The organism is Pseudarthrobacter arbutini (assembly GCF_054510915.1).
This window is the reverse complement of sequence record NZ_JBTNDQ010000016.1, coordinates 35,175-59,890: the sequence shown is the minus strand read 5'-3', so window position 1 is coordinate 59,890 and position 24,716 is coordinate 35,175. Positions and strand designations below refer to the sequence as shown.

The following is a 24,716-nucleotide window of genomic DNA, read 5'->3' as shown; positions in this document are numbered from 1 at the left end:
ATGGCCCTGTACGGAATGGACGTGGAGAGCGGGCGGCGCCTCAGCGAAGAGTTTGCCCGCACCAGTGACCGGCTGCTGGCCCTGAGCGGCAGCCTGACTCCGCTGATCACCGGTGCGCCCTGGAATGGTGACGACGGAAAGCGGTTCACGGATGAGTGGGTTGGACACCGGCGGCAGCTGATCGGGACTGCCCATGCACTCGCGGCCGCTTCCAAGGCCGTCAAACAGAATGTTGAGGAACAAGTGGCAGCCAGCCGCCGCTTGGAGGCAAGCGCGGCGCCCCAAACTACCGGCGGTCCCTCAATCTTTGACCAGCTAATGGACTCCGTAGCCGACGCCACGGAGGACCTGTGGGACACCGCCGGAGAAGTTACGGAGGCTGTCGGGGACACAGTCAGCAACACGTGGCACTACGTCCAGGAGATCGCTCCGCTTCCCATCAGGAACATCATGGATGCGCAGGGAAATGTCTTCAGCCACGCCGGCAACGTCGCGGAGATGGGCTGGCGATGGCTGACGTCGGGCGAACCGCCATCCATCACAGAGCTTGTCTCCAACAGCGTGATGCTGGCAGCTTCCTTGGAGAACCTCAGACAGGCCACTTTCACCCTGGGCTTTTCCAACCCGCACCTGTTCGACGACGGCCGGCCCGTCGCAGGGGATCCCATCGCCGTGGGCGTTGGAAATCCAGGGAAGCTGGACGCCAACAGCAGGGGCAACACGCCGGTCCCCTCCACCGTCAGCGCCATCCTGGCCACCACACAGGCAGCCTATGGCGACCAGGGAAAGCCCGGTACTCCTGACACCAGCATCCGCATCGTAATGGTCAACAAACCAGGCGAGCCACCCGCCTACATCGTCAGCATTCCGGGCACCACCCGGTGGTATCCCGACGGAGCAGCGAATCCAACCGACCTCACCGGGAACCTTGAGCTGGCAGGCGGCAATATGTCGACCGCGGCGGAAGCTGTCCGGCTGGCGATGGAGAAGGCCGGCATTCCGCCAGGAGCGCCCGTGATGCTTTCGGGGCACTCCCAAGGCGGAATGATCGCCGTTGCCCTGGCATCAGACAGTGCGTTCACCGCCCAGTTCAACGTCACCAACGTCGTCACATTCGGTTCGCCCGTGGACTCCGCACCCATCCCGCCGTCCATCGATGTCCTGGCCCTGCAGCACGAGGGAGATCCCGTGCCGAGAGTGGACCTGGGGGATGCCACCGTCGGACCGGGACCCGTCGGCTGGCCTGTGAGCACCTCCATCACCCAGGACAATGGGGCCACCGTCGTCACCATGCCGAATCCCGACGGCGGCCCGGGGTTGGCCAACATGAGTTACCACGACGGTTCCGCGTACGTAACGTCAACCGAGAACCAGGAGTCCCAGGGACCGATCGCCAACTACAGCCAGAAAGACTCAACCCAAAAGTTCCTGACCTCAGACGCCAGCCAAGTCACCTCAACGGTGACCAATGTCTCCCGAAAGCAGTGACCTTGCACAGAATTCTCAAGCCCATCGCCTCAACGATCATCATGGGGCTGGTCGTCCTCGGCCTCTCAGCCTGCGTCGTGGGCGGACCCGCACCGGCTGAGCGCCTGAAGACCGCGATGCAGGACGCCGCGATGTCCGTTCCGGGGATCGCCTCGGCCCAACTCCACGTGAACATGAACACGTCGGGAAACTTCATCACCGCGAAGCTGGTGGGGACAGACAGCGACGAGGCAGCGCTTGCCCGGGCGCTGGAGGGAGCCCTTCCGGCGATGCTGGAAGAAACCGAAGACCTTAAGACCGGCACCTTCTCGGTCGGCATTTTTTCACCCGACGACGCGGTGTCGGTGGGCGCCGATGCACTCGGCTACCCCGGTGGTGCTTCGCTCACCGATTTCCGGGAATTCTTCCTCGACCGGCCATGAGTCCGCCACGTCTGGAGCACTGGGTCAGCGGCTACCCGCAGACGCGACCGAGCGTACTTCCTTCCGGTGCCGGTGGACCCGCTGTGCGATCACCAGACCTGAGGCAGCCACACCCACAGTGACGGGGTAGCCCATCAGCCGTTCCAGGGTGCCCGGTTCCGGAACGTCCATCCCCGTGAGACCGCCGGTCGCCAGCGCGGCGAGCGACACCAGCCCGCACACCAGGACGAGCCAACCCAGGGGCGTCTGCCGCAGCCACAGGATGCCCAGCACCACGAGGGCCGCCGCGCCGGCGAGGAAATACACCACCGCGCCGATGAAGTGGAAGGCCGAGCCGGCATCCTCCGGCACCAGGCCAACCACCATGGTCCCGGCACCGGCGGCGCCGGTCAGGATCCGAACGCAGACCGCAGCCAGCCAAGGCTTCCGGCGCGCAGGCTGGACCCGGGCCCCTGCCCTGGCGGCGACACACAGCAGCCCCGATCCCAGCAGCAGCGCACCGAGCAGCATCCCCAGCCCCTGGACCAAAAACGAGGCGTTCATCAGCCAATGTAGCGGCGAACACACGTCCCGCCCGTCGTAGATCCCGCAGTTAACGGCGCCCAGGTCGCTGATGTAGCCGGTCCGGCGGTCATAGGGCACCGGACCCGCCCACGCCCCGATCACGGCCGTTTCCGCCACAAAATACTGCAGGACACTCAGCACGGACCAGGCGCCGATGTACTGGCGGGTCGAGGCGGTGTCCGGGAGGTAGGCCACGGCGGGGGCGGACGTCGGGGCTGATCTCATGCCAAGAGCGTAGTACGGCCTCCCACCTTGTATGCTTGTATCCGTGTCCGGACGGACCGGCCCTGCCGGACCAGCGGATATGCGCCCTCGTAGCTCAGTGGATAGAGCACGGCTCTCCTAAAGCCGGTGTCGTTGGTTCGATTCCAATCGAGGGCACTTGAATCTTCCGTCACCGGAGTTTGACCTCCGCGCCTACCTGCTCGGCCCCTCGCCGGCCAGGAACCTCTCCATTCAGGGAAGCTGGGCCGTTGAACGGCAGCTGCTGGACCGGTCAACGGGCACCCACGGAACCTTTGCCGGCGTCGTACGTTTTTCCCCTACGGACGACGGCGGCCTGGCCTTCAGTGAAGAAGGCACCATGCGCTGGCCCACCTTTACCGGCCCTGCCTCGCGTGAATACGTCCTGAAACCCGCTGACCGGCCCGACGCCCTGGACGTATTTTTTGCCGACGGGCGGCCCTTCCACCGGATGAGTTTCACGCCGGAGGCCAGCCAGGACCGGCACTGGTGCGATCCCGATACGTACCGCGTGGCCTACAACTACGAAGGCCCGGACACATTCAGTTACACGTGGGATGTGACCGGCCCGCGCAAGGACCTGCTGCTGACGTCCGCCCTGAAGCGTCAGGTCTGAAGCGGCTGGTCTGAACAGGCTAGGCTCGGTACCGTGAAAGCCCGCATTGTTGTCTCCGCCGTCTGTGTCTTCGACGACGCCGGCCGGCTCCTGACCGTCCGCAAGCGCGGCACCAGCATGTTTATGCACCCCGGCGGCAAGCCAGAAGCCGGTGAAACCGCCGTCCACGCCGCGGCGCGGGAACTTCAGGAGGAAGTGGGGATCGTCGTAGACCCGCAGGAGCTGGAGCTGATGGGCGTCTGGATCGCCGACGCCGCCAACGAGGCGGCCACGGACATTGAAGCCACCGTGTTTACCGCGCCGGGAACCTGGACGGCGCACCCGTCAGCTGAAATCGCCGAAATCCGCTGGCTGGACCTGGCTGCGCTGGATCGGGGCGCGCCGCTGCCAGCGGACCTGGCCCCACTCCTCACGGACCACATCCTGCCGGAACTGGCCGCGCTGCGCCGCTGAGGGGTGGGTCTAGTACTCCGGAACGGCTTCCGCTGCTACGGCCGTGGCCTCGGCGAACTGCGTCTGGTAGAGCTCGGCGTACCGGCCCTCGGCCGCGAGCAGATCGGTGTGGTTCCCGCGTTCCACGATCCGCCCGTCCTCGACCACAAGGATGACGTCGGCGGCACGGATGGTGGACAGCCGGTGGGCAATCACGACGGCGGTGCGCCCCTCGAGCGCGGCGCCCAGGGCCGCCTGCACGGCGGCTTCGTTGGTGGAGTCGAGTGCGGCGGTGGCCTCGTCGAGGATGACCACCCGGGGCTGGGAAATCAGCAGCCGGGCGATGGTGAGGCGCTGGCGTTCACCGCCGGAGAGCCGGTAACCGCGCTCCCCCACTACAGTGTCCAGGCCGTCTGGCAGGGACCGGATCATGGTTTCCAGGCGGGCTTGCCGGATGGCGTCCCACATGTCCTCTTCGGTGGCGTCCGGCCGGGCAAGCCGGAGGTTGGAAGCGATGGATTCGTGGAAGAGGTGTCCGTCCTGGGTGACCATCCCCAGCGTGTCCCGCAGGGAATCGAAGGTGGCGTCCCGGACGTCCAGCCCCGAGCCGGGCAGGGTGCCGCCGAGCCGCACGGCGCCGGAATCGACGTCGTACAGCCGGGAAAGCAGCTGCGCGATAGTGGACTTTCCGGCACCGGAGGAGCCCACCAGGGCGACGGTCTGCCCGGGTTCCACCCGGAAACTGATGCCATGCAGCACGTCTTCGCCGCCGCGGGTGTCCAGCGTGGACACTTCCTCGAGCGAGGCCAGCGAGACCTTGTCCGCGGAGGGGTAGGCGAAGCGGACGTCGTCGAACTCCACCGAAACGTTTCCCGGCGGGATGGCCACGGCGTCGGGCTTCTGCTGGATCAGCGGCTTGAGGTCCAGGATCTCGAAAACCCGCTCGAAGCTGACCAGGGCGCTCATGATTTCCACGCGGGCGTTGGACAGGGCGGTGAGCGGGGCGTACAGGCGGGTCAGCAGCAGTGCCAGCACCACAACGTCGCCCGCGGCGAGCTGCCCGCCGATGGCCAGCCAGCCGCCCAGGCCGTAGACCAAGGCCAAGGCGAGCGCGGACACCAGCGTCAGCGCGGTGACGAAGGTGAACTGCAGCATGGCGGTGCGGACGCCGATGTCCCGGACCCGTCCGGCGCGGACCGCGAACTCGCGGGATTCCTCGTCCGGGCGGCCGAAAAGCTTCACCAGTGTGGCGCCCGGCGCGGAGAACCGCTCGGTCATCTGGGTGCCCATGGCCGCGTTGTGGTTTGCCGCCTCACGCCGCAGGTCCGCGAGCTTGGAGCCCATCCGGCGAGCAGGGATCAGGAAGATCGGCAGCAGGATCATGGCGAGCACGGTGACCTGCCAGGAAGTCCCGAGCATTACGATCAGCGTCAGGATCAGTGCCACCACGTTGCTGACCACGCCGGACAGCGTGCCGGCGAAGGCGGACTGCGCGCCGATGACGTCGTTGTTCAGGCGGCTGACCAGTGCGCCGGTGCGGGTGCGGGTGAAGAACGCGATGGGCATCTTCTGCACATGGTCAAAGACCCTGGTGCGCAGGTCCACGATCACGCCTTCGCCGATGTTGGACGAAAGCCAGCGGCTCACCAGTCCCAGGCCGGCTTCGGCAACGGCCACCACGGCGATCAGCAGCGCCAGCCGGATCACTTCGTCTGTACCCGCCTTGGCCACGATGGCATCAACCACCTGGCCAGCCAGCACGGGCGTGGCCACCGCCAGGAACGCCATCACAATGGACAGCGCCACAAACGCGATCAGCTTTGTCCGGTGCGGGCGGGCGAAGCCCAGGACCCGTTTCAGGGTGGCCTTGGAGAAGGGCTGGGAGCCGTTCTTGGCCCGGGAGATGTTGTACAGGGAGTGCCAGGCCACGCCGTCCATGCTCATCGCTGGTGCCCCGCCTGTGAGGAATCGTCTGCCATCAGTTCAGTTACCATTCCGTTGTCCACGTTCCACCGGACATCCAGCTGAACATTCTCCAGCAGCCTCCGGTCATGGGTTACTAACAACAAAGCGCCCTCATAACTTCCCAGGGCCTCTTCCAGCTGCTCGATGGCGGGCAGGTCCAGGTGGTTGGTGGGTTCGTCCAGGACCAGCAGATTCACCCCGCGGGCCTGCAGCAGAGCCAGCGCGGCGCGGGTGCGTTCGCCCGGCGACAGGGAATCAACGGGGCGGGTGGTGTGGTCCGCCTTCAGCCCGAACTTGGCCAGCAGCGTGCGGACCTCCGCGGGCGTCAGGTCCGTGAGCACGGCTTCGACGGCGTCGCCAAGGTTGAGGTGGCCGGCCAGCAGTCCGCGGGCCTGGTCAATTTCGCCGATGGCCACCGAGGCGCCCATGGCGGCGTTGCCGGCGTCGGGCGCCTGCACGCCCAGGAGCAGGCGCAGCAGCGTCGACTTGCCGGCTCCGTTGGGGCCGGTGATGCCGATCCGCTCCCCCGCGTTGAGCTGCAGGTTCACCGGGCCCAGCGTGAAGCTTCCCTGCTTCACGACGGCGTCACGCAAGGTGGCCACCACCGCACTGGACCGGGGCGCCTGGCCAATGGTGAACTGCAGCTGCCATTCCTTCCGCGGCTCCTCCACCACGTCCAGCCGGGCAATCCGGGATTCCATCTGCCGGACCTTCTGGGCCTGCTTTTCCGATGACTCGGTGCTGGCGGCCCGGCGGATCTTGTCATTGTCCGGGCTTTTCTTCATGGCGTTCCGCACGCCCTGGGAGCTCCACTCGCGCTGGGTCCGGGCACGGGAGACCAGGTCTGCCTTGGTGGACGCGAACTCCTCGAACTTTTCCCTAGCGTGGCGCCGCGCCACCGCGCGCTCCTCCAGGAAGGCCTCATAGCCGCCGTCGTAGACCGCCACGGAATTCTGCGCCAGATCCAGTTCCACGATGGTGGTCACGCAGCGGGCCAGGAACTCGCGGTCATGGGACACCAGCACCACACCGCCGCGCAGTCCCTGCACAAACGCTTCCAGTTTGGCCAGGCCGGCCAGGTCAAGGTCGTTGGTGGGCTCGTCCAGCAGCACAACGTCGAACCGGCTGAGCAGGAGCGCCGCGAGGGCCACGCGGGCGGCCTGGCCGCCGGAGAGCCCGGTCATAGGGGCGTCCGCGCCGGTGTCCAGCCCGAGGTCGGCAAGAACGGGCGGGATGCGTTCGTCGAGGTCTGCCGCGCCTGAAGCCATCCAGCGGTCAAAGGCCAGCGAGTAGGCGTCATCGGCGCCCGGTGCGCCGGAGCCCAACGCCTCGGCGGTGGACTCCATCTCCACGGTGGCATGGGCGCAGCCGGTCCGGCGGGCGATGTAGCCGGCCACAGTCTCTCCGGCCACGCGCTCGTGTTCCTGAGGCAGCCAACCTACAAAGGCATCGGAGGGGGCGAGGCTGACGCTGCCGCCTTGGGGCTGGTCCACACCGGCCAGGAGGCGCAGCAGGGTGGACTTGCCGGCGCCGTTGGCGCCCACCACACCTACCACGTCGCCGGGGGCCACCGTGAGGGAAAGTTTGTCGAACAGCGTCCGGTGGTCGTGGCCGCCGGAAAGATCTTTGGCAACAAGGGTTGCAGTCATAGGTTGGTCCATCCTCTCGCCGCCGCCCGGCCGGAGGAGCCCGCCTGAATCGGCCCGAAACTGCGGTGAATCCGCAATGTGCCGCCCCGAAAAGTGCCGGGGCACTAAAGAGCCCGCCGGTCCGGACTTGGGGGGTGTACGGACCAACGGGCTCGACCATCAAGCATAGTCGACTCAGCACGCCGCACCAAACTGCCTCCGAAAGGTCAGGCTAAAATCAAAAGGCAATCATCCGTTCAGCAGAGAGCCGATATGCCAATTCCTGCCAAAGCGTTCCAGCGCTGGCTGCACGGCATCGCCCCCAACACGAGCACGTCCGACATCTGCCGCGTCTCCGGCATCAAGCGGACCACCCTTGCCCAGCAGCTTGTCCGGGGCAAGGTGGCAGAGACTACGGTGGTGAGCATCAGCCGGGCGTACAACGTCAATCCCGTTTCGGCGCTGGCGGCGTTCGACGCCTACAGCCAGCTCACGGACACGCGCCCGCCCAGCAGGTCCGAACTGGTCAGCCAGATCTCCACCCCGGACCTCCTGCGGGCAGTTTTGGCCCGTTCCGCCGCGGACCCGGGCGGCGTGCCGGCGGCTGCCGCGCCGGCCGGTTCGTCCGTGTTGGAGCCGGCCCCGCACGCCACCTCGGTCAAGAACTGGGTGGAGGCCATCGACGACGGCGAGCTGCGGCACCGGGTCTCCGCCGCCACCGGAATCGCTCCGCAGAACTATTCGGCACAACTGAGCGCAAACCGGCTGGCTCCGGAGCTGGCGGTTGCCACCTCCCTTGCCGCCGGCGTCGCCCCGGCCAGCGGCCTCGTGGCCACCGGGCTGGTCACGGAGGCGGAGGCCGGCTGGCCTCCCGGAGCCCGGCAGGCCGCCCTGGACAGCCTGTCCGACGGCGAGCTGACCACCTTGGCCGGTGACCGGCTGCAGACTCTCGGCAGGGCCCTCCGCCGGCAGGAACATGACCACGAGAAAACCGAAAAGATCTGGGAGAACCTGGGATGATCGAAATCCTCCAGTGGTCCACGCTGACTGTCTGCGGCCTGGTGGCCGTCGCGAGGGTTCCCAGTGCCGTGAGGGGGAGGAACCGGACACTCTTCTACATCTTTGCGCTGATGACGCTCGCCATCCTGCTCAGCATCCAGGCACCGTACCTTGCCATCGACCAGGCGCTCGGCGGTGTTAATGTGGCCAACCTCCTGCTCCGCTTTGTCATCTTCGCCGCTATTTTCTTCGTGGGCATCCGCGTCACCCGGGGGTTTGGGGCCGACGACGCCTACCGGCTGCTAACCGGACGGATCGGAATGGCTGTGCTGGGTCTGACCTCGCTGATGGTGGTGGTTGTGTTCCTGATGATGGACACGGCGGGGTCCTCCGCGGGCATGGGCTCGGTGTCAGCCAAGGACGCCCGGCACGGACTGCTGGGTGAGTACTACGGTGCCGCAGGCCGCGCCTACCCTGCGTACGTTTCGATGGTCCTGCTGCCTGCCATGGTGCGGGCCTGCCGGAGCACTTTTCCGCTCTTGGTCCGGGTAGCGGCATTCCTGCTTGCCCTCGGAGCGGTTGCCATTGGCGCGAGCCTGTTGTTCCCGGCGCTCCCACCGGCGTTGAATTCAGTGGAGTTTGTCATCAACTACACAGCCGTCCTATGTTTTGTCATCGGCCTGGCGCTGATCTGGGTAGCCAAGCTGCGGTCCGGGCAGAATGAGCCGAGACAAAAGACTTCTACTGCAAAGTAGCCTTCAGACTTTCACAAAATCATTAGACATGGCACAATCATGAATGTGTGAAGTTGGGTGCCGGTGTTCGCGAACGGGGATAGATTCCTGGACGCCGGGCCCGTTGAGTCTTTGCATTCTTTGGGGGGATGAGTGGTGGCGGGCCGTTGGGGACCGCCCCCACTCAGCCATTTAACGGCCAGGTCCCATTTCGGCCCCGCCCGCGCGCTGACCCGCCCGCGTGCTGACCGGACAGCTGGCATCCATGCCGCACCTAGCGCGCGAACCTCAGGGTCACCAGCTGGAACGGGCGCAGCGAAAGCTCCACCGACTGCTCTGCTGCGGCAGTGTTGACGCCGGGCGCTTCGATGGCCCGCTCCAGCAGGTCCGTGGCCAGGACGGCCGTGACCGGGAAGTTGGCCGTGAGCACGCCGACGGACCGCTGCCCCAGGGACTCATAAAGGCGGACCACAACATCGCCCGAGCCGTCTTCGGCAAGCTTGACCGCCTCGATGGCCAGGGCCGGGTTGTCCACGGAGAACAGCGGCTCCACGCCGCGGGCGCCCTTCACCAGCCGGGGTGCAAGGTTGGTGCGGTACCCCTCCTCCACGGCGTCGGCGATCCCGGCTCCGGGGCGGATGGTCACGGTCAGTTCCTGGTGGCCCCGGTCCGCCGTCGGGTCCGGGAACTTGGGTGCCCGCAACAGGGAGAGACGCACCGAGGTGGTGGTCCCGCCGTCGGAATCGCGCACGCTCCTGGTGACATCGTGCCCGTAAGTGGCGCCGTTGGAAATCGCGACGCCGTAGCCGGGCTCGGCCACGTGGATCCAGCGGTGCGCGCAGATCTCGAACTTGGCGGCCTCCCACGAGGTGTTGACATGCGTGGGGCGGAAGACATGGCCGAACTGGGTCTCCGAGGCGGAGCGGTCCGCCCTGACGTCCAGCGGAAAGCCCAGCTTGAGCAGTTTCTCGCTCTCCTGCCACTCAACGGTGGTGGTGATGGTGAGGGAGCCGCTTCCGGCATCCAGCGTGATCCGCTGGGTGAGCGGTGACGTGCCGGCGACCCGCTCCACCACCACAACGGCACTGGTTCCGGCGTGCTCCACCCGTATGGCCTGCGCCGCCGTGAGGGCGGTGACGTTGCGGCGGTAGAACTCATCGATGTCCCACGCGTCCCACTCGTTGGGCGTGTCCCGGTGCAGTTCCAGCAGGTTGCCGCGGGCTCCGGGAGCGATGGCATCCCGTCCCGTGGCGTAGTCGGTGAGGGAGGCAATCAGGCCATCGGCATCCAGGACAGCCCGGATGATGCCGTTGTCCAGCACGTAACCGCCATCCAGAGCGGTTGCCTGGACCGGCTGGCCGGTCGGCGAAAGCTCTGCGGCAGCCAAGGCAGGAACGCCGTTGCGCGTGTGCGGTGCGGCGTTGAGCAGGAACGTCCGCGATCCCTCGCCGAGGAGCACGGCCGCTGCCTGCCCAATGAGGGTTTCGAGGCTGACGCTGATGGCGGCGTAGTTGCGTTCCGCGTCCTGGTGGACCCAGGCGATGGAGCTGCCGGGCAGGATGTCGTGGAACTGCTGCAGCAGCACCAGCCGCCAGAGCCGCTTCAGCTCTGCTGCCGGGTACTCGAAGGAACCGGCGCCGCGGACAGCAGCGGTGGCACACCAGAGTTCGGCCTCGCGGAGCAGGTGTTCGCTGCGCCGGTTGCCGCGTTTGGTCTGGGCCTGGCTGGTGTAGGTGCCGCGGTGGAGTTCCAGGTACATCTCGCCCACCCAGACCGGCAGGGAGGAATACTCGTGCTCCGCCTGCGCGAAGAAACTCTCCGCGGAGCCCACCCTGACCTTGGGCGAGCCTTCGAGGTCGGCGGTGCGGCTGGCGGCAGCCAGCATTTCCCGTGTAGGCCCTCCCCCGCCGTCGCCGTAGCCGAACGGGACGAGCGAGGTGTTCCCGCGCCCGTGGTCGCGGAAGTTCCGCTCGGCGTGCGCCAGTTCGCGTCCGCTGAGCTCGGCGTTGTAGGTGTCAACGGGCGGGAAGTGCGTGAACAGCCGGGTTCCGTCGATGCCCTCCCAGTTGAAGGTATGGTGCGGCATGCGGTTGACCTGGTTCCACGAGATCTTCTGCGTGAGGAACCAGCGGCTGCCCGCCGCCTTGACGATCTGCGGCAGGGCCGCGGAGTAGCCGAAGGAATCCGGGAGCCAGGCTTCGCGGCATTCGACGCCGAACTCGTCGAGGAAAAAGTTCTTGCCCTCAATGAACTGCCGGGCCATTGCCTCGCCGCCGGGCATGTTGGTGTCCGACTCGACCCACATGCCGCCCACCGGAACGAACTGCCCGGCCTTGACCTTCTCCCGGATCCGGCCGAAAAGCTCGGGGTAGAACTCCTTCATCCAGGCCAGCTGCTGGGCTGAGGAGCAGGAGAACACAAAGCCCGGATCCTCATCCATCAGCGCCACCACGTTGGAGAATGTCCGGGCACATTTGCGGATGGTTTCGCGCACCGGCCAGAGCCAGGCGGAGTCGATGTGGGCGTGGCCCGTAGCCACCAATTGATGGGCGGAAGCGTAGGCGGGCCTGGACAGGGCCTCGGCCAGGGTTGCCCGCCCGGCTGCGGCGGTGCCCGGGACGTCGTCGGGATCCATCTGGTCCATCATGCGCTCCAGCGCGCGGAGGATCTCATGGCGCCGCGGCTGCTCCGGAGGGAGTTCGTGCATCAGCCCGGCGAGGGTCCAGATATCCTGCTGGAGTTCCCAGACCGTCTGGTTGAGTTCGGCGATGGCGATCCTGCCCAGCCGGTACTGCGGCGCCGCGCCTGCCGTTTCCTTATCCCCGTAGGGTGTGGCGGCGAAGGTCCAGCCCTGCGCCATGTCCGGGTTGGCGGCCGCTTCAACATAGAAGTCAACAGACATGCCGCTGCCCAGGAGCTTCAGGGGAATGTACTGGTTGCGGGGCGAAATGGCCTTGATGATAGTGCCGTCCGGGCGCCAGGCGATTCCCTCGCACTGGAATCCGGGGGCTTCGTTGATGAAGCCAAGGTCCACCACGATTTCCACCGTGGTGTCCGGCCCGGTGCCCCAGGCCTCCGGGACGTCGCCCTGCAGGCGCAGCCACTTGGTGCCCCACGGCTGGCCCCAGGCAGCACCGTGTTCCTGCGGCGTGAAGTGATTCCGCAGGGCTTCCATCACTGACACAGGCTCGCCGGGCGCATCCCAGCTGCTCAGGTTCAGCGGAACAGTGCGGGCGTAAACAGCGGGAATGATCCGCTCGCGGACAAACCGGTCCAGGCGGACTTCGGTGATCCGGCGGTCGTCATGCAATGTAAACCCTCTTAGGTGCTTGAACTGGAGTACTCGAATCCGGACCAAACGCGTCCAATCGATGGATAAAATCTACCGGCTAGTAGCACAATAGCCAAGCGTCACCGGAAATCTTCGCCGAAGGTGCTGGCGCCGTTTTATCCCGGCGCGTTCGCGCTTAACTCGGCCGCGTCCTCCCCCGGAACCGGCTCAGGAACATGCGTGGGAACCGGCGCGGGAACCTGCGCGGCGGGCAGCGTAATCCTGCCCTGTCCGGCGTAAATATTCAGGCTGGTGCCCCGGCTGAATCCTGCCAGGGTCATGCCGCTGGCCTCCGCCAGTTCCACAGCAAGGCTCGACGGCGCACTCACCGCCGCCAGTACGGGAATGCCCGCCAACGCTGCCTTCTGGACGAGTTCAAACGATGCGCGGCCCGAGACCTGCAGGACCAGCCCGGTTAGCGGAAGCAACCGCTCCCGCAGGGCCCAGCCCACTACCTTGTCCACGGCGTTGTGGCGCCCCACATCCTCGCGCAGGCACAAAAGCTGCACGCCGCCGTCGTCCGTTATGCGGAAGAGGCCCGCGGCGTGCACTCCGCCGGTGACGTCAAAAACGTCCTGCGCTTCGCGGAGCCGCCCGGGCAGGGATGCCAGCACATGGGCGGGCACGGTCAATGGATCCGCCACCGGGCTGAAATGGGAGGACTTGCGAACTGCCTCGATCGAGTCCGTGCCGCAGATACCGCAGGAGCTGGACGTGAAGACGTTCCGACCCTTCGCAGGGAGTTCGACGTCGGGCCGCAGCTGGGCTTCCACCACATTGAACGTCTGGACGCCGTCTTCGTCCTCGCCGGCGCAGAACCGCAACGACACCAGCTGCTCCGGAGCCCAGATGATCCCCTCGGACACCAGGAAGCCGGCCACCAGGTCAAAGTCGTCCCCGGGCGTCCGCATGGTCACCGAGAATGACAGTGCACCGATCCGGATTTCCAGCGGCTCTTCGACGGCGAGGACGTCCTCGCGGTGGCGGACCGGGAACTCAAGGGCATTGGGCGAGCCATCCAAAACATACTTGTGCACCTTGCGGCGCTGCGTCACGCGCCCCATCAGCGAACCGCCAGACTGTCTTGAAGGGCCCCGTGGACGTTCCGGACCTGCCGGCTGGCGCTGTTCATAGGTCCATCATTGCACCACTGGCCGGGCTGTGGCGTACATGGTTCCGCAGCACGGCGCCTACCCCAGCAGGGCACTCCAGTCCACCGGACCGGCGGGCTTCGCAGCGTCCTTGCCAGCTGCCCGGGTGGCCGGCTTAGCGGCGGGCCGGCCCTTGGGCTTGGTACCCGGCTGCGCGGGCGCGGGCACCGGCGGCCCCCACGGCAAAGCGAACGCCGGGACTGGTTCGCCCAGCTGCACACCATGCGGCGGAACAACCATCACACCGTGCGCCGACGCCAGTCCGCGCATCATCCCGGGACCCGTGTGCTTGGCCGGTGAAGCCATCCCGTACAGAAGCCGGAAGGGCATCAGCCTGGTCCGGCCCGGCTCAGGCTCGATGGTGGTCCCGCACGGGACCTCCTGCACCGGCGGCATGGTGCCGTGGCCCAGCGCCGCCAGCAGCGGTTCGCCCACCGTGGACAGTGCCATCATGGCGGCCAGCGGGTTTCCGGGGAGCCCCAGGACAAAGCGACCGTCGGGGAGCTCGGCCAGGACAGCCGGATGGCCGGGGCGCATGGCGATGCCGTCGATGACCAGCCGCCCGCCCAGTTCCGCCACAGCCCGGCGGAGGTGGTCGGTGTCCGAGACGCCAGTACCGCCGGTGGTGATCACGACGTCGGCAGGCAGCGCGGAGGGGTCCGGCACCTCGGGCGGGAGGTCGGCCAGGCCGTCCAGCCACTCAGCGTAGGAATCGCCGATCCGCTCCTGGCCGCCGTTAATGCCGCCGAGCATTTCCACAACGGCCGCGAGCTGCGGACCGAAGGTGTCCCGGACCTGTCCCGGAACCGGCAGCCCCCGGGACACAACTTCGGAGCCGGTCAGCAGTAGTTTGACGACGGGCTTTCCTTGGACGAGCAGGTCATCGTGCCCGGCAAGCGCCGCGACCGCCAGATGGGCCGGGTTCAGCGTTACACCGGCCTTGACCAGCACCTCCCCCGCTGCCGCTTCCTCGCCGGCCCTGCGGATATGCTGGCCGTTCCCGGGTTCGCCGGGGCGGGCGGTGCCGCCGGTCATCAGGAGCGGCAGGCCGTCGTCGTCCGTTCCAAGCACGGCACTTTCGCTGCGCAGGACCGCTTTGGCGCCGGGCGGGATCAGTCCGCCCGTGACAATGGGGCTGCCCTGGTGGGGTGCCAGCCGCTGGCCGGCTTCCGCCACGATCCACGGACCGCTGCCGTTGACGGCCCATCCGTCCATCGCAGACGACGCGTAGTGCGGCATGTCGTGCAACGCGGTGATGTCTTCGGCCAGGACCCTGCCCAGGGCGTGGCTCAGCGGAACCCGGCCCGGCGGAATCGGCGTGGCGATGTCAAAGGCGGCTTTGCGAGCCTCGTCCCAGGTGTGGGCAAGGTGCTTTGCCGGGGCTGTTTCCTGCTCGGGGTTTTCGGATACGTCGCCGGGGGCGGCGGTCACTGAACGGGAGTCATTCGACGGGCGTCCCGGCGGATTCGGCGTCATAGTCAGCAGCCAGGGTGCGGGCACGGTCCATGGCAGCGGTCATGGCGGCGGCGTTGGTGGCCTGCCCTGCTCCCGCAGCCAGGCCGGCGGCGAAGCCGGCAATAAAGGTGGTGAGCGGGGCGGCGGGGCGGACCACTGAGTGGGCTGCCACGCCGGCCAGCGACAGGATGGTGTTGACGTCGATCTGGACATCCTCCAGTTCATACGCCTGGAGCAGGGACCTGCACCACTCTTCCAGCGTTTCGTCCTGGCTTTTCACGCTCTGCCTCCCAAATCATCTGCGGCGGTGTTGCCCCGGAGCCCGGTTATGGGATCCGGACCGGCCACTCCAAGTGCGGCGGCATCGTCCCAGGTGTCCACGTCAGCCGTGGAGCCGGCCGGAACGGCGACAAGCTGCACGTCCAGACTAGCAAGGAGTGCCCTCACCGAACCGTTGATTAAGCGTCCTGTGGTTTCCAGTTCCGCCACGGAACGTTGTAGTGCAGCCGTGTTATAAAAACCGACCAACGGCTGACGGAGGCCATCCTCCGAGACGGCCACCACGCCGTCCGGCCCCAAGCCCGCGGGCGCTCCGGCGGCGGGTCCTCGCGCACGCAAAGTAGCCTTCAGCACCGCCACCGCCTGCCCCACGTTGGGCATGTCGCAGGCCAGCACCAGCGTCAGCCCGGGGCGGCTGCCATCCGCAGCGGCCAGGGCCGCGAGCCCGGCCGCAATGGCGGCCGCGGGTCCGCTAAACGGGGGTTCTTCACGGCAACGGAGAACCCCGGCAGGGATTTCGCCGGCCGGCACCTCCCCGGTGTCCGGACCAACCACGACGGCGGCCCGGGCTCCCCTCGCAGCGGCGGCGGAGCGGCGCAACAGGGAGTCGCCGTCGTACGTCAGACTCTGCTTGGGCACGCCACCGAGCCGCGACGAACGGCCGCCGGCGAGGATGACGGCATCGAAGTCGAGAGGGTCAGCGTCCACCCTCCCAGCTTAACCGCGCGGGCTGGAATGCTGCGCGGGGCTGGAACTGCCGTGGGGACCGGAACAGGGCGGCCCGCTCAGGCGGCCCGTTCGGGCAGCAGGAACGGATCCCAGGCCGGAGTGGGCTTCTCAAGTTCTTTGATCTGCCAGATGGTGCCATGCGGCGGTTCCGGATCAAACCTCAGCTTCCAGCCCATTTCAGCCGGCGTGTGGTCACCCTTGGTGTTGTTGCACCGGAGGCACGCGGCCACCAGGTTCTCCCAGGAGTCGGCGCCGCCACGTGATTTGGGCTGCACATGGTCGATGGTGTGGGCACCTTTGCCGCAATACGCGCAGCGGTGGCCGTCCCGCCGCAGGACTCCGCGGCGGCTGACTGCGGTGCTCTGGTTGTATCTGGGGCGGATGTAACGGTTCAGGAGAATCACGGACGGTCGGCCCAGGATCTCCTGCGGTCCCACCACGGGATCATCGCCCTCGGCAATGACGCTGGCCTTGCCCGTGAGCACAAGCACCAGCGCCCGGCGGAAGGTGACTACCGCCAGCGGTTCATATCCAGCATTCAGAACGAGAGTGCGCATGCACGTACCTCTTTGTGGCCGCACCCGTCAGGGGCACGAGGGCCGGCTGCCCCCGGCATGTCCGGGCTATGGATCGACACCACAAGAGTAAACAAAGAATCCCGGGATCAGCTAATCGCAGAAGCGGCCGCCGTCACGTGTCGGATTCGTGCACCTCACCGGATCAGGGCAGCAGACAGCAGACAGCAAAGGACCCCCGCCGTGTGGCGGGGGTCCTTTGAAGGCTGAATCAGCTGCTAGGACACGCGGATGTAAACGGGGCCGGAGCCGACATTGGCGCTGAACACAACGGTCTGGTTGCCGTTGTAGCCCCCGTGCACGGCCTGGCCGTTGCCAGCGTAGACGGCAATATGGGCAACGCCCGCGCCGCCGTCGGCGTAGTACAACAGATCGCCGGGCTGGGCCTCGGCGGCGCTCACGGTCTGACCGAGGGACAGGTAGCCTGCAGGCCAGTCGCGGAAGTTGATCCCCACGGCAGCCAGCGAGTTCGTGACCAGCATGGTGCAGTCCTGCATCACACCGAGCTGTGCGTAGGCTGCAGACAGGATGGCCTGGCCCTTGCCGCTGGCGGAGACCGGAGCCTTCGGAGCGGCCGGAGTTGCCGACGCTACCGTGATGGTGGCCGCGGCCTTGGCTGGAGCCGGAGCTTCAACAACAGGCGCGGGAGCCTCAACGGGAGCCGGCGTGGTGGTAACTGCGGGCTTCTCGTAGGAGATGGCAATGGTGGAAGCAGCCGAAATGATGGCCGGGGCGGAAACCTCAGCCTCAAGGTTCGAAGCGGACGCAGCTTCACGCTGGACGCCGGTGTCAGCCGCGTTCGCAGCGATACCACTGGTCAGGACAAGGCCGGAAGCAGCAGCGATAACCGCAGCCTGACGGCCCATGCCGCCGGCGTTGTCGCCGACAGCCTTGGCAATGACAGCCAGCGAGTTGGTCTTGGCGACCTCGGCGCGGTGCCGTGCAACAGTTGCACGTGTAGTCATTAATTTTCTCTCTTTCGTTTTCCTCAGGACCGCGTGGGCAGCCTAAGGGCTTTGGACGCGCCGGCATCTTGGGGGTACGCCGGCACGCCCCGAACGGGGATTTAGCGAAGAGTTTCTCGCGAAAAAACGGTTCCGGCAGCGCAGGGCTGCAGGAACTGGATTGCAGGAACTACGGGGCCATTGTGAAGAACGCGGAGGTGCCCGTGGATGCCACGGAGTGGAGCAGAGTGCCCTGTGACGGGTTCAGTGCGCTGATCATCATGCCGTTGCCGACGTAAATGCCAACGTGGGCGCCGCCATTCTGCATGACCAGGTCACCGGGAGCAGGTGTGGCGGTGGGTCGCATCGCTGTCCAGGCATTGGTGCGGGGAATGCTGATGCCGGCCTGGGCATAGACCCACTGCGTGAAGCCTGAGCAGTCCCAGCCATTGGGAGTGGTGCCGCCCCAGAGGTAGGGGTTGCCGATACCGGTATAGGCAACTGCTGCCAGACCCGAAGCGGCGGCGGAGGAGACAGTGTCCGCGAGCTTGGAGGCCGCGGCCTCGGTTGCGGCAGCACCCTGAGCCCCGGCTTCGGAGGCCGTGGACTGCGCACGGACCGTCTCAACCTTCGGTGCCGGCGTGGTCTTGATCACGGGGCGCTCGAAGGAAACGGTAGCCGTGGGCGCGGCAGTTACGGCAAGTGCCGTCTGCGCGGAACCGGACTCGGTAGAGGCGGAAACGCCGGCGGTGGAATCCGCGGCGTTGGCCGGAAGCCCCATGCTCAGGATCAGACCTGATGCAGCTGCGATAACAGCAGCCTGGCGACCTACGGTCCCGGCATTGGCACTGACGGCCTTGGACACGGAGCCCAAGGGGTTAGTGCGAACCGGTTGTGCGCGGTGACGCGCAGAAGTATGGCGTGAAGACACGAAGGTAGCCTCTCCCAATGCCTGCGAGGTGAGCTGTCGGATTCGGATGGGAGTCACCCGGCCGCGCTGCTTCACAGTGGAAGCTTTGCGACTTAACCCCAAGGCCTTCAGAATCGAAGACCAAAATTGGTTCCCCCGCCCCTGCCAGACGATGTCATGCGAACGGACCTTGAGCGGTGGCAGAGCTAGGCAATCCACTCAAGAACGTCAACTTCGGAAAAGTTGACGCGCTTTAGACGTTACAGGAGTTCTGAGCCAATGTCACATTCAGGTCACGGCACGTCGCTGCGATTCGAGAGTTGGCCATCATTTGGGTCAGAGCCAGCCGGTGGGGTCAACGACTTCGCCATTGACCTGGACCTCGAAGTGGAGGTGGCAGCCCGTGGACGCGCCCGTGGTGCCACTGAGGGCAACAACATCGCCGCGGCTGACTGTCTGGCCTACCTTGACGCTGGCGGAGGAGAGGTGGTTGTAAGTGGTTTCAAGGCCATTGCCGTGATCCACCACCACGCGGTTGCCGCCGCCGTACTGGTGCCAGCCAACGAAGGTGACGGTACCGCTGGCAGCAGCCAGGACAGAGGTTCCGCACTGTGCCACGAAGTCCTGGCCACGGTGGAAGTCGCCGGAGCCGCCGGTAATCGGGCTGACTCGGAATCCGAAGGGTGAGGCCGTAGCCAGCTGGGCGAGCGGCGAGCCGAGGCTTCCGGCAGAGGCGGCGCGGGTAATGGATCCCGCGGACTGGGCACTCAGGAGCTGCTTCAGTTTGCCGTCGGGATCACCCTGGGTCACCACGGACGAGCGGCTGAAATCAATTTGGGCGGCGGCTTCGGCGGTAACTTCGGGCTGCGGAGCAGCGGAAACGGCCGACGCAGCCTGGCCGGGTGCCGGAGTGGCCATCACGGGGCCGGTCACAGGAACCGTCACGGTGAGAGCCAGGCCTGTCGCTGCCAAGGCGATGCCGGCCTTCTGGCCGAGGCCACTGGCGGCGGCGAAATCCGTCATCTGCCGGAAGGGTCCCCGGCGGCGGCGGGCTTCCCGCTGTGGGTCGCGGGGCCTCTCCGCGCTGAAATCCTCGGCCACTCTGGGCGCCGAGGCGGGACCCACCGCGCGACGGCGGCCCCTGGAGTATTGCGTGGTCAAGAATGTTCCTCTCTGGGTAGCCTGCGAAGTTAGCTGTCGGATTCGGGTCAGAGAGTTCAAAGACCCGGTCCGCCGTGACAAGCACTTGGCGCAGAGATATCCCGTGAGGATCCTTCGCTGGAAGAGGCTTGCTGCTGACGGACTTAACCCCAAGGCAGTCTTACGACTGCCGGTTGTGGTTCCCCCGCCTCTGCCAGTTGGTGACTGATGCACCTGATCCGCTGGCAGAGCTCGGCTCCGGATCAGGTAACGCTTTTGTATCGACGCTGAGTTTCAACTATAGGTGATTAACTTGGACAGTAACAATTCCGTTATCTTTGCGGAACCTTGCGTCGCTGCGCTATGGCGCGGCCCCACGCGGCGGACCGCCTTCCCGTCAGCTGACGGAAACGAAGACGTGGGATGCCACTTCCGGGGGCAACTCGAGCGCCCCTTCGATTCCCGGCACGCGCACGGAAATGTACTCCCCGACGCGCTCCAGGGACACCGTGGCACCGGGCCTGATCCCGCCTTCATCCAGCTGGACCAGCAGCTCAGGTTCCACCTGGATGGGCTCAGCCAGCCGGCTGACTGTCACGTTCGACGCCGGCCCGTAGCCCTGCATCGCATCAAGGAGATTAATCACACCGGCGTCTGGGAGCGCGGGCGCCGGCCCGCCCAGGGCGGCCAGCCCGGGGATGGGGTTGCCGTACGGAGACTCGGTGGGGTGGTTGAGCAATTCGTAGATGCGCTGCTCTACGCGTTCGCTCATCACATGCTCCCAGCGGCACGCTTCATCGTGGACATAGGCCCAGTCCAGGCCAATCACATCCGCCAGGAGCCGTTCCGCGAGCCTGTGCTTGCGCATCACTTCCGTAGCGCGTTTCCGCCCGGCTTCCGTGAGCTCCAGATGGCGGTCTCCGGAGACCACGACCAGCCCGTCGCGTTCCATCCGGCCGATGGTTTGGGACACCGTGGGTCCGGAATGCCGCAGCCGTTCGGCGATGCGTGCGCGAAGAGCAACGATGTTCTCTTCTTCAAGCTCCAAAATGGTCCGAAGATACATCTCCGTAGTATCGATCAGATCCGTCATCCAGCTCAGCTCCTCGAGCGCAGTACCTTGCGTTGTCCCACCGTATCGCGTCCCGCTCAGCGGCGAGGTCCGCTAAAAAGCTTAGCCTATTTTGAATTTGTCTGGATAATGCCCGGGCGGAGACAAACAGTCTCATTGGCCGGACTGTGACGGCCCCGGTTCCCCGCCCATTCGAGGGTTCAGGCAGAATAAAGGAGGTCCTTATGCAGTCACCGCCGACTACCGGCCACCCCACCGCCCGGACGTGAGCCACGTCCATGCCGAAATTGGAGCCCCCGTGAGCGAAACCAGCATCACTATTCCCGCCGACCTCCTGCCAAAGGATGGACGGTTCGGCGCAGGACCCTCCAAGGTCAGGCCGGAGCAGCTCGAAGCGCTCTCAGCGGCGTCCAAGACGATCCTGGGCACCTCCCACCGCCAGGCTCCGGTCAAGAACCTCGTAGGCTCCGTCCGTGAAGGCATCAGCCAGTTCTTCCGCGCCCCCGAAGGCTACGAAGTGGTCCTCGGCGTCGGCGGCTCCACCGCTTTCTGGGACGTCGCCAGCTTCGGCCTGGTGGAAAAGAAGGCCCAGCACCTGTCCTTCGGCGAGTTCGGCTCCAAGTTCGCCTCAGCCACCAACAAGGCCCCGTTCCTGGACGCCTCCTCCATCATCAAGTCCGAGCCCGGCACCCGTCCGGTATCGGCCGCCGAGGCTGGCGTGGATGTCTACGCCTGGCCGCAGAACGAAACCTCCACGGGTGTCGCGGCTCCGGTCAAGCGCGTCGCGGGCGCCGACGCCGGTTCCCTGGTCCTGGTGGACGCCACCTCCGCAGCCGGCGGCCTGGACGTGGACGTCTCCGAGGCCGATGTCTACTACTTCGCCCCGCAGAAGAACTTCGCCTCCGACGGCGGCCTGTGGCTGGGTCTCTTCTCCCCCGCCGCGCTGGAACGCGCCGCCCGGGTCAAGGCCAGTGGTCGCTGGATCCCCGATTTCCTGGACCTCCAGACCGCCATCGACAACTCCAAGCTGAACCAGACGTACAACACGCCGTCGCTCTCCACCCTGGTGACCCTCGACGCGCAGGTGCAGTGGCTGAACGCCAACGGCGGCCTGGACTTCGCGTCCGCCCGCACCGCTGACTCCGCCGGCCGGATCTACTCCTGGGCCGAGGCCTCCGAGTACGCCACCCCGTTCGTGGCCAAGGCGGAGGACCGTTCCAACGTCATCGCCACCATCGACTTCGACGACTCGATCGACGCCGCCGCGATCGCCAAGGTGCTCCGCGCCAACGGGATCGTGGACACCGAGCCGTACCGCAAGCTGGGCCGCAACCAGCTCCGGATCGCCACGTTTGTTGCCATCGAGCCGGCTGACGTCTCCGCGCTGCTGGCAAGCATCGACTACGTGGTGGGCAAGCTGCGCAAGTAGCCGCACCCGCGCGAACGGACACTTGGGGCCCCGAAACCGGGGCCCCAAGTGTCCGTTCGCGCTGTTTTTGTGGTGAGGCCAGTTGTCAGCGTCCGACGGCGTCGTCCGGGTTTTCGTCCCGGGCGGCGCCGTTTGCGTTGTCCCCCGGTTGTTGGACGCCCAGGTGGGAGACGACGCCGAAGTAGCGCAGGCCGCGGGCGCGCCGGTTGAAGGTGAGCCGGAGCCGCTGGGCACGGATGATCCAGATCATTCCGATCACGGCGGCGATGATCCCGGAGGCGGCCGCAACGGAAAGCGACCACCGGGGGCCGGCGACGTTGGCCACCCATCCCACCAACGGGGCGCCGATGGGTGTGCCGCCCATAAAGATGGCCATGTACAGGGCCATGACCCTGCCCCGCATCACGGGATCGGTGGTGGTCTGGACGTAGCCGTTGGCACTGGTCATCATGGTGATTGCGAACAGGCCCACCGGCACCAGCGCCACGCCGAACCAGAAGTAGTCCGGGGCAAGCGCGGCCAGTCCCGAGGTCACCCCAAAGGCAGCCGCCGCGCCGAAGATCATCCGCAAGCGGGGCTTGCCGCGGCCGGCGGAGAGCAGCGCGCCTGCCACGGAGCCGATGGCCATGATGGAATTCATGAGCCCGAACGCGCTGGCGTCCAGCCCGAATTCCGTGCCCACCATCGCGGCGATGAACAGCACGAAGTTAAGGCCGAGTGTTCCCACGATGAACACGGCCACCAGGACCACCACAATGTCCGGCCGGAACCGCACATAGCGCAGCCCCTCCCGGATCCGGCCCTTGCCCGGAGCCGCCCGGGGAAGCTGGCGCAGTGACGCGGCGGGGATCTTCCACAGGCTCAGGAGCATGGCCAGGAACGTGAAGGTGTTGATCAGGAACACCCAGCCGGGACCCACCGCCACGGTGAGGACGCCGGCCACGGCGGGCCCGATCATCCGGGCGACATTGAACGAGGCGCTGTTCAGGGCCACGGCGTTGGGCAGGTAATCGTCCCGCACCAGTTCAGAGACAAAGGTCTGCCGCACCGGGGCATCGAGGGCGGAGACCATGCCCAGCAGCAGGGCGAAGCCATAGACGTGCCACAGCTGGCCGGCGCCGAGCACCACGAGGATGCCCAGGCCGGTGCTCAGGAGGGCCATCAGTGACTGGGTGATGATGAGCAGCTGCCGGCGGCTGTACCGGTCCGCCACGAGGCCGGCGACCGGCGCCAGGAAGAGCTGCGGCCCCAGCTGCAGCGCCATGGTGATGCCCATGGCCCCGGCGTCGTGATCGGTGAGGTGGTCAAACACCAGCCAGTCCTGGGCCGTCCGCTGCATCCAGGTTCCGATGTTGGAAACCAGCGCGCCGAGGAACCAGATCCGGTAGTTGAGGATGTGCAGGGATTTGAAGGTGGACATCAGTGCCGGCCTTCTTGGTTCTCAACCCTGCGCATTGGCAACTGCTTAGTCAGCCTCGCCGGCGGGGTCGTCGTCTTCGGAGCCTTCGTCCCGGTCTTCGAACCCGGAAGTGTCAGCCTCGGCCTGCGAAGCGTCCGGCTTCGAAGCGGAAACCTCCGCAGCGCGTGGCTCCTCTTCCTCTGCCGCCTGTGCGTCCTCGGGGCGGACGCGCTCGGCCCACGGCACCCACTCCGGGGAGAGGGTGGAGTCCTCCGACGGCAGGAGGCCAAGCTCGCTGACCGTGACCACCTTGGAGCGGGAGTTCCTGGTCAGGACCGCGTACCACTGCCAGCCGTGGTAGCCGGCCATTCTTGATTCGAAGAGGTGCGTGACCAGGCGGTCGCCCTCACTTTTGGCAGCCAGGTGCGCACCGATGTCCGACGCCGCCGCGATACCCTCGATGGCGGTTCGCGCCTCGCCAACGGCAGCGGCGAGGAAGGCATCCGGCTTTCCGGTACGCCACACGGGCACGCCGGCGCGGCGATTGGCCTCGGCTTTGGCGCCCGCTTTCTCCGCTGTTGTGGTGTCCGGCTGTTCAGCTTCCGCGTTCATGGCCAAGACCTAAACGTCCAGCTCGTCGGCAACCTTACGCAGGGCAGCCGCGATGGCCTTGCCCTTGTTGCCTTCCGGGTACTTGCCCGCGGACAGGGTTCCGGAGAGGTTGTCCAGCACGCTGACCAGGTCCTGGACCAGCGGTGCGAGGTCCCGGGCGCTGGGCCGCTTAGCCTTGGCGATGGACGGCGTCTTGTCCAGGACGCGCAGGCCCAGGGCCTGTGCACCCTTGCGGCCGTCGGCAACGCCGAACTCAACCCGGGTGCCGGCCTTCAGCTCCGTGATGCCTTCGGGCAGCGATGATTTGGGCAGGAAGACTTCCTGGCCGTCCTCGCCTGCGAGGAATCCGAAACCTTTTTCCTTGTCATACCACTTGACCTTGCCGGTAGGCACGTAATCAACCTTCTTCGTTCTGACGTCTTCTGACACGGCCGGCAGTCACCGCATCCGCACTGATGTGCGGGTTCAGGGTATGACAGCGACGGACCGTGTTGGTCTGTTCTTCAAGGTTATCCTGCCGGGGGCCGGAATCCTGCTTTCATGCACCCTTCGTCCTGCCGCCTGCCTGCGGCTGTGTGCCCGCCGCTCACGGCAACCTG

The 24,716-nt window shown here is 66.5% G+C and carries 23 protein-coding genes, 1 tRNA gene and 2 riboswitches; of the genes, 8 read left to right on the top strand and 16 right to left on the bottom strand.

Annotated elements, in window-relative coordinates; all coding sequences use genetic code 11:
* A complete protein-coding gene (locus ACX80V_RS17470) occupies positions 1 to 1,488 on the top strand; it encodes a PGAP1-like alpha/beta domain-containing protein (RefSeq protein ID WP_485844203.1) in 1,488 nt (495 codons plus the stop codon).
* The gene (locus ACX80V_RS17465; protein WP_485844202.1) at positions 1,485 to 1,910 is read left to right on the top strand and encodes a hypothetical protein; all 426 of its coding nucleotides are present in this window, start codon (positions 1,485 to 1,487) and stop codon (positions 1,908 to 1,910) included. The genes ACX80V_RS17470 and ACX80V_RS17465 overlap by 4 nt, the downstream gene beginning before the upstream one ends.
* 24 nt (positions 1,911 to 1,934) lie before the next feature.
* On the opposite strand, the gene ACX80V_RS17460 is transcribed toward ACX80V_RS17465, so the two are convergent.
* Positions 1,935 to 2,699 carry a DUF998 domain-containing protein gene (locus ACX80V_RS17460; protein WP_485844201.1) on the bottom strand — a complete coding sequence of 255 codons (765 nt, stop codon included), beginning with the start codon at positions 2,697 to 2,699 and terminating at the stop codon, positions 1,935 to 1,937.
* Between the two features lie 83 nt (positions 2,700 to 2,782).
* Here ACX80V_RS17460 and ACX80V_RS17455 point away from each other — a divergent pair.
* From ACX80V_RS17455 to ACX80V_RS17445, 3 genes are all read left to right on the top strand, one after another.
* A tRNA-Arg gene (locus tag ACX80V_RS17455) sits at positions 2,783 to 2,855 on the top strand.
* Between the two features lies 1 nt (position 2,856).
* A complete protein-coding gene (locus tag ACX80V_RS17450; RefSeq protein ID WP_485844200.1) occupies positions 2,857 to 3,333 on the top strand; it encodes a DUF6314 family protein in 477 nt (158 codons plus the stop codon).
* Between the two features lie 33 nt (positions 3,334 to 3,366).
* Complete coding sequence (locus ACX80V_RS17445) at positions 3,367 to 3,786, top strand: NUDIX hydrolase (protein ID WP_485844199.1); 420 nt, start codon at positions 3,367 to 3,369, stop codon at positions 3,784 to 3,786.
* Positions 3,787 to 3,795: 9 nt separating this feature from the next.
* Here ACX80V_RS17445 and ACX80V_RS17440 read toward each other — a convergent pair whose 3' ends face one another.
* Together ACX80V_RS17440 and ACX80V_RS17435 are read right to left on the bottom strand one after the other, a co-directional pair.
* Positions 3,796 to 5,709 (bottom strand): ABC transporter ATP-binding protein, encoded by a 1,914-nt coding sequence (locus ACX80V_RS17440; RefSeq protein ID WP_485844198.1) that lies wholly within the window; start codon positions 5,707 to 5,709, stop codon positions 3,796 to 3,798.
* The gene (locus ACX80V_RS17435) at positions 5,706 to 7,379 is read right to left on the bottom strand and encodes an ABC-F family ATP-binding cassette domain-containing protein (protein ID WP_485844197.1); all 1,674 of its coding nucleotides are present in this window, start codon (positions 7,377 to 7,379) and stop codon (positions 5,706 to 5,708) included. The genes ACX80V_RS17440 and ACX80V_RS17435 overlap by 4 nt, the downstream gene beginning before the upstream one ends.
* Positions 7,380 to 7,631: 252 nt before the next feature.
* On the opposite strand from ACX80V_RS17435, the gene ACX80V_RS17430 reads away from it, so the two are divergent.
* Both ACX80V_RS17430 and ACX80V_RS17425 read left to right on the top strand, forming a co-directional pair.
* Positions 7,632 to 8,378 (top strand): hypothetical protein, encoded by a 747-nt coding sequence (locus ACX80V_RS17430; protein WP_058929965.1) that lies wholly within the window; start codon positions 7,632 to 7,634, stop codon positions 8,376 to 8,378.
* Positions 8,375 to 9,112, top strand: a complete 738-nt coding sequence (locus ACX80V_RS17425) for a hypothetical protein (protein ID WP_485844196.1) — start codon at positions 8,375 to 8,377, stop codon at positions 9,110 to 9,112. Before ACX80V_RS17430 ends, ACX80V_RS17425 begins: the two co-directional genes overlap by 4 nt.
* 253 nt (positions 9,113 to 9,365) lie before the next feature.
* Here the strand turns inward: ACX80V_RS17425 and ACX80V_RS17420 are convergent, their stop codons facing one another.
* The 10 genes from ACX80V_RS17420 to ACX80V_RS17375 form a co-directional block, all read right to left on the bottom strand.
* Positions 9,366 to 12,401 (bottom strand): alpha-mannosidase, encoded by a 3,036-nt coding sequence (locus ACX80V_RS17420; RefSeq protein WP_485844195.1) that lies wholly within the window; start codon positions 12,399 to 12,401, stop codon positions 9,366 to 9,368.
* Positions 12,402 to 12,538: 137 nt separating this feature from the next.
* Positions 12,539 to 13,486: a formate dehydrogenase accessory sulfurtransferase FdhD gene (fdhD, locus tag ACX80V_RS17415; RefSeq protein WP_485844194.1), complete on the bottom strand. Its 948-nt coding sequence runs from the start codon at positions 13,484 to 13,486 to the stop codon at positions 12,539 to 12,541.
* 126 nt (positions 13,487 to 13,612) lie between these two features.
* Positions 13,613 to 15,049, bottom strand: coding sequence for a molybdopterin molybdotransferase MoeA (locus ACX80V_RS17410; RefSeq protein WP_485844193.1), 1,437 nt, complete (start codon positions 15,047 to 15,049; stop codon positions 13,613 to 13,615).
* The gene (locus ACX80V_RS17405; RefSeq protein WP_485844192.1) at positions 15,015 to 15,308 is read right to left on the bottom strand and encodes a DUF6457 domain-containing protein; all 294 of its coding nucleotides are present in this window, start codon (positions 15,306 to 15,308) and stop codon (positions 15,015 to 15,017) included. Before ACX80V_RS17405 ends, ACX80V_RS17410 begins: the two co-directional genes overlap by 35 nt.
* Positions 15,305 to 16,015 carry a molybdenum cofactor guanylyltransferase gene (gene mobA, locus ACX80V_RS17400; RefSeq protein WP_485844191.1) on the bottom strand — a complete coding sequence of 237 codons (711 nt, stop codon included), beginning with the start codon at positions 16,013 to 16,015 and terminating at the stop codon, positions 15,305 to 15,307. Before mobA ends, ACX80V_RS17405 begins: the two co-directional genes overlap by 4 nt.
* 77 nt (positions 16,016 to 16,092) lie before the next feature.
* Positions 16,093 to 16,593 (bottom strand): HNH endonuclease, encoded by a 501-nt coding sequence (locus ACX80V_RS17395; protein ID WP_056346655.1) that lies wholly within the window; start codon positions 16,591 to 16,593, stop codon positions 16,093 to 16,095.
* Positions 16,594 to 16,829: 236 nt separating this feature from the next.
* Positions 16,830 to 17,576: an NlpC/P60 family protein gene (locus tag ACX80V_RS17390; protein WP_485844190.1), complete on the bottom strand. Its 747-nt coding sequence runs from the start codon at positions 17,574 to 17,576 to the stop codon at positions 16,830 to 16,832.
* 169 nt (positions 17,577 to 17,745) lie between these two features.
* Positions 17,746 to 18,420: a C40 family peptidase gene (locus ACX80V_RS17385; RefSeq protein WP_485844257.1), complete on the bottom strand. Its 675-nt coding sequence runs from the start codon at positions 18,418 to 18,420 to the stop codon at positions 17,746 to 17,748.
* A gap of 70 nt (positions 18,421 to 18,490) precedes the next feature.
* Positions 18,491 to 18,653: riboswitch (cyclic di-AMP (ydaO/yuaA leader) on the bottom strand.
* 148 nt (positions 18,654 to 18,801) lie between these two features.
* Positions 18,802 to 19,626 carry a M23 family metallopeptidase gene (locus tag ACX80V_RS17380; protein ID WP_058929974.1) on the bottom strand — a complete coding sequence of 275 codons (825 nt, stop codon included), beginning with the start codon at positions 19,624 to 19,626 and terminating at the stop codon, positions 18,802 to 18,804.
* 3 nt (positions 19,627 to 19,629) lie between these two features.
* Positions 19,630 to 19,848, bottom strand: a riboswitch (cyclic di-AMP (ydaO/yuaA leader).
* 154 nt (positions 19,849 to 20,002) lie between these two features.
* Positions 20,003 to 20,698, bottom strand: a complete 696-nt coding sequence (locus ACX80V_RS17375) for an iron-dependent transcriptional repressor DtxR (RefSeq protein ID WP_058929975.1) — start codon at positions 20,696 to 20,698, stop codon at positions 20,003 to 20,005.
* 277 nt (positions 20,699 to 20,975) lie between these two features.
* Between ACX80V_RS17375 and serC the strand changes: the two genes are divergently transcribed.
* Positions 20,976 to 22,106 carry a phosphoserine transaminase gene (gene serC, locus ACX80V_RS17370; RefSeq protein WP_485844189.1) on the top strand — a complete coding sequence of 377 codons (1,131 nt, stop codon included), beginning with the start codon at positions 20,976 to 20,978 and terminating at the stop codon, positions 22,104 to 22,106.
* An 85-nt stretch (positions 22,107 to 22,191) separates the two neighbouring features.
* Here the strand turns inward: serC and ACX80V_RS17365 are convergent, their stop codons facing one another.
* The 3 genes from ACX80V_RS17365 to ACX80V_RS17355 are packed head-to-tail and all read right to left on the bottom strand — an operon-like array spanning position 22,192 to position 24,510.
* A complete protein-coding gene (locus tag ACX80V_RS17365; protein ID WP_485844188.1) occupies positions 22,192 to 23,526 on the bottom strand; it encodes an MFS transporter in 1,335 nt (444 codons plus the stop codon).
* Positions 23,527 to 23,571: 45 nt separating this feature from the next.
* On the bottom strand, positions 23,572 to 24,117 hold the full coding sequence (locus tag ACX80V_RS17360; RefSeq protein ID WP_485844187.1) for a DUF3027 domain-containing protein: 546 nt from the start codon (positions 24,115 to 24,117) through the stop codon (positions 23,572 to 23,574).
* Positions 24,118 to 24,126: 9 nt separating this feature from the next.
* The gene (locus ACX80V_RS17355) at positions 24,127 to 24,510 is read right to left on the bottom strand and encodes a cold-shock protein (RefSeq protein ID WP_056347308.1); all 384 of its coding nucleotides are present in this window, start codon (positions 24,508 to 24,510) and stop codon (positions 24,127 to 24,129) included.
* Positions 24,511 to 24,716: the final 206 nt, after the last annotated feature.

Excerpts from the sequence above, each read along its gene's own strand:
- ACX80V_RS17470 (WP_485844203.1), top strand. The coding sequence starts at position 1 with ATGGCCCTGTACGGAATGGACGTGGAGAGCGGGCGGCGCCTCAGCGAA.
- ACX80V_RS17460 (WP_485844201.1), bottom strand. The coding sequence starts at position 2,699 with ATGAGATCAGCCCCGACGTCCGCCCCCGCCGTGGCCTACCTCCCGGAC.
- ACX80V_RS17440 (WP_485844198.1), bottom strand. The coding sequence starts at position 5,709 with ATGAGCATGGACGGCGTGGCCTGGCACTCCCTGTACAACATCTCCCGG.
- ACX80V_RS17435 (WP_485844197.1), bottom strand. The coding sequence starts at position 7,379 with ATGACTGCAACCCTTGTTGCCAAAGATCTTTCCGGCGGCCACGACCAC.
- ACX80V_RS17430 (WP_058929965.1), top strand. The coding sequence starts at position 7,632 with ATGCCAATTCCTGCCAAAGCGTTCCAGCGCTGGCTGCACGGCATCGCC.
- ACX80V_RS17425 (WP_485844196.1), top strand. The coding sequence starts at position 8,375 with ATGATCGAAATCCTCCAGTGGTCCACGCTGACTGTCTGCGGCCTGGTG.
- fdhD (WP_485844194.1), bottom strand. The coding sequence starts at position 13,486 with ATGGGGCGCGTGACGCAGCGCCGCAAGGTGCACAAGTATGTTTTGGAT.
- ACX80V_RS17410 (WP_485844193.1), bottom strand. The coding sequence starts at position 15,049 with ATGACGCCGAATCCGCCGGGACGCCCGTCGAATGACTCCCGTTCAGTG.
- ACX80V_RS17395 (WP_056346655.1), bottom strand. The coding sequence starts at position 16,593 with ATGCGCACTCTCGTTCTGAATGCTGGATATGAACCGCTGGCGGTAGTC.
- ACX80V_RS17390 (WP_485844190.1), bottom strand. The coding sequence starts at position 17,576 with ATGACTACACGTGCAACTGTTGCACGGCACCGCGCCGAGGTCGCCAAG.
- ACX80V_RS17375 (WP_058929975.1), bottom strand. The coding sequence starts at position 20,698 with ATGACGGATCTGATCGATACTACGGAGATGTATCTTCGGACCATTTTG.
- ACX80V_RS17365 (WP_485844188.1), bottom strand. The coding sequence starts at position 23,526 with ATGTCCACCTTCAAATCCCTGCACATCCTCAACTACCGGATCTGGTTC.
- ACX80V_RS17360 (WP_485844187.1), bottom strand. The coding sequence starts at position 24,117 with ATGAACGCGGAAGCTGAACAGCCGGACACCACAACAGCGGAGAAAGCG.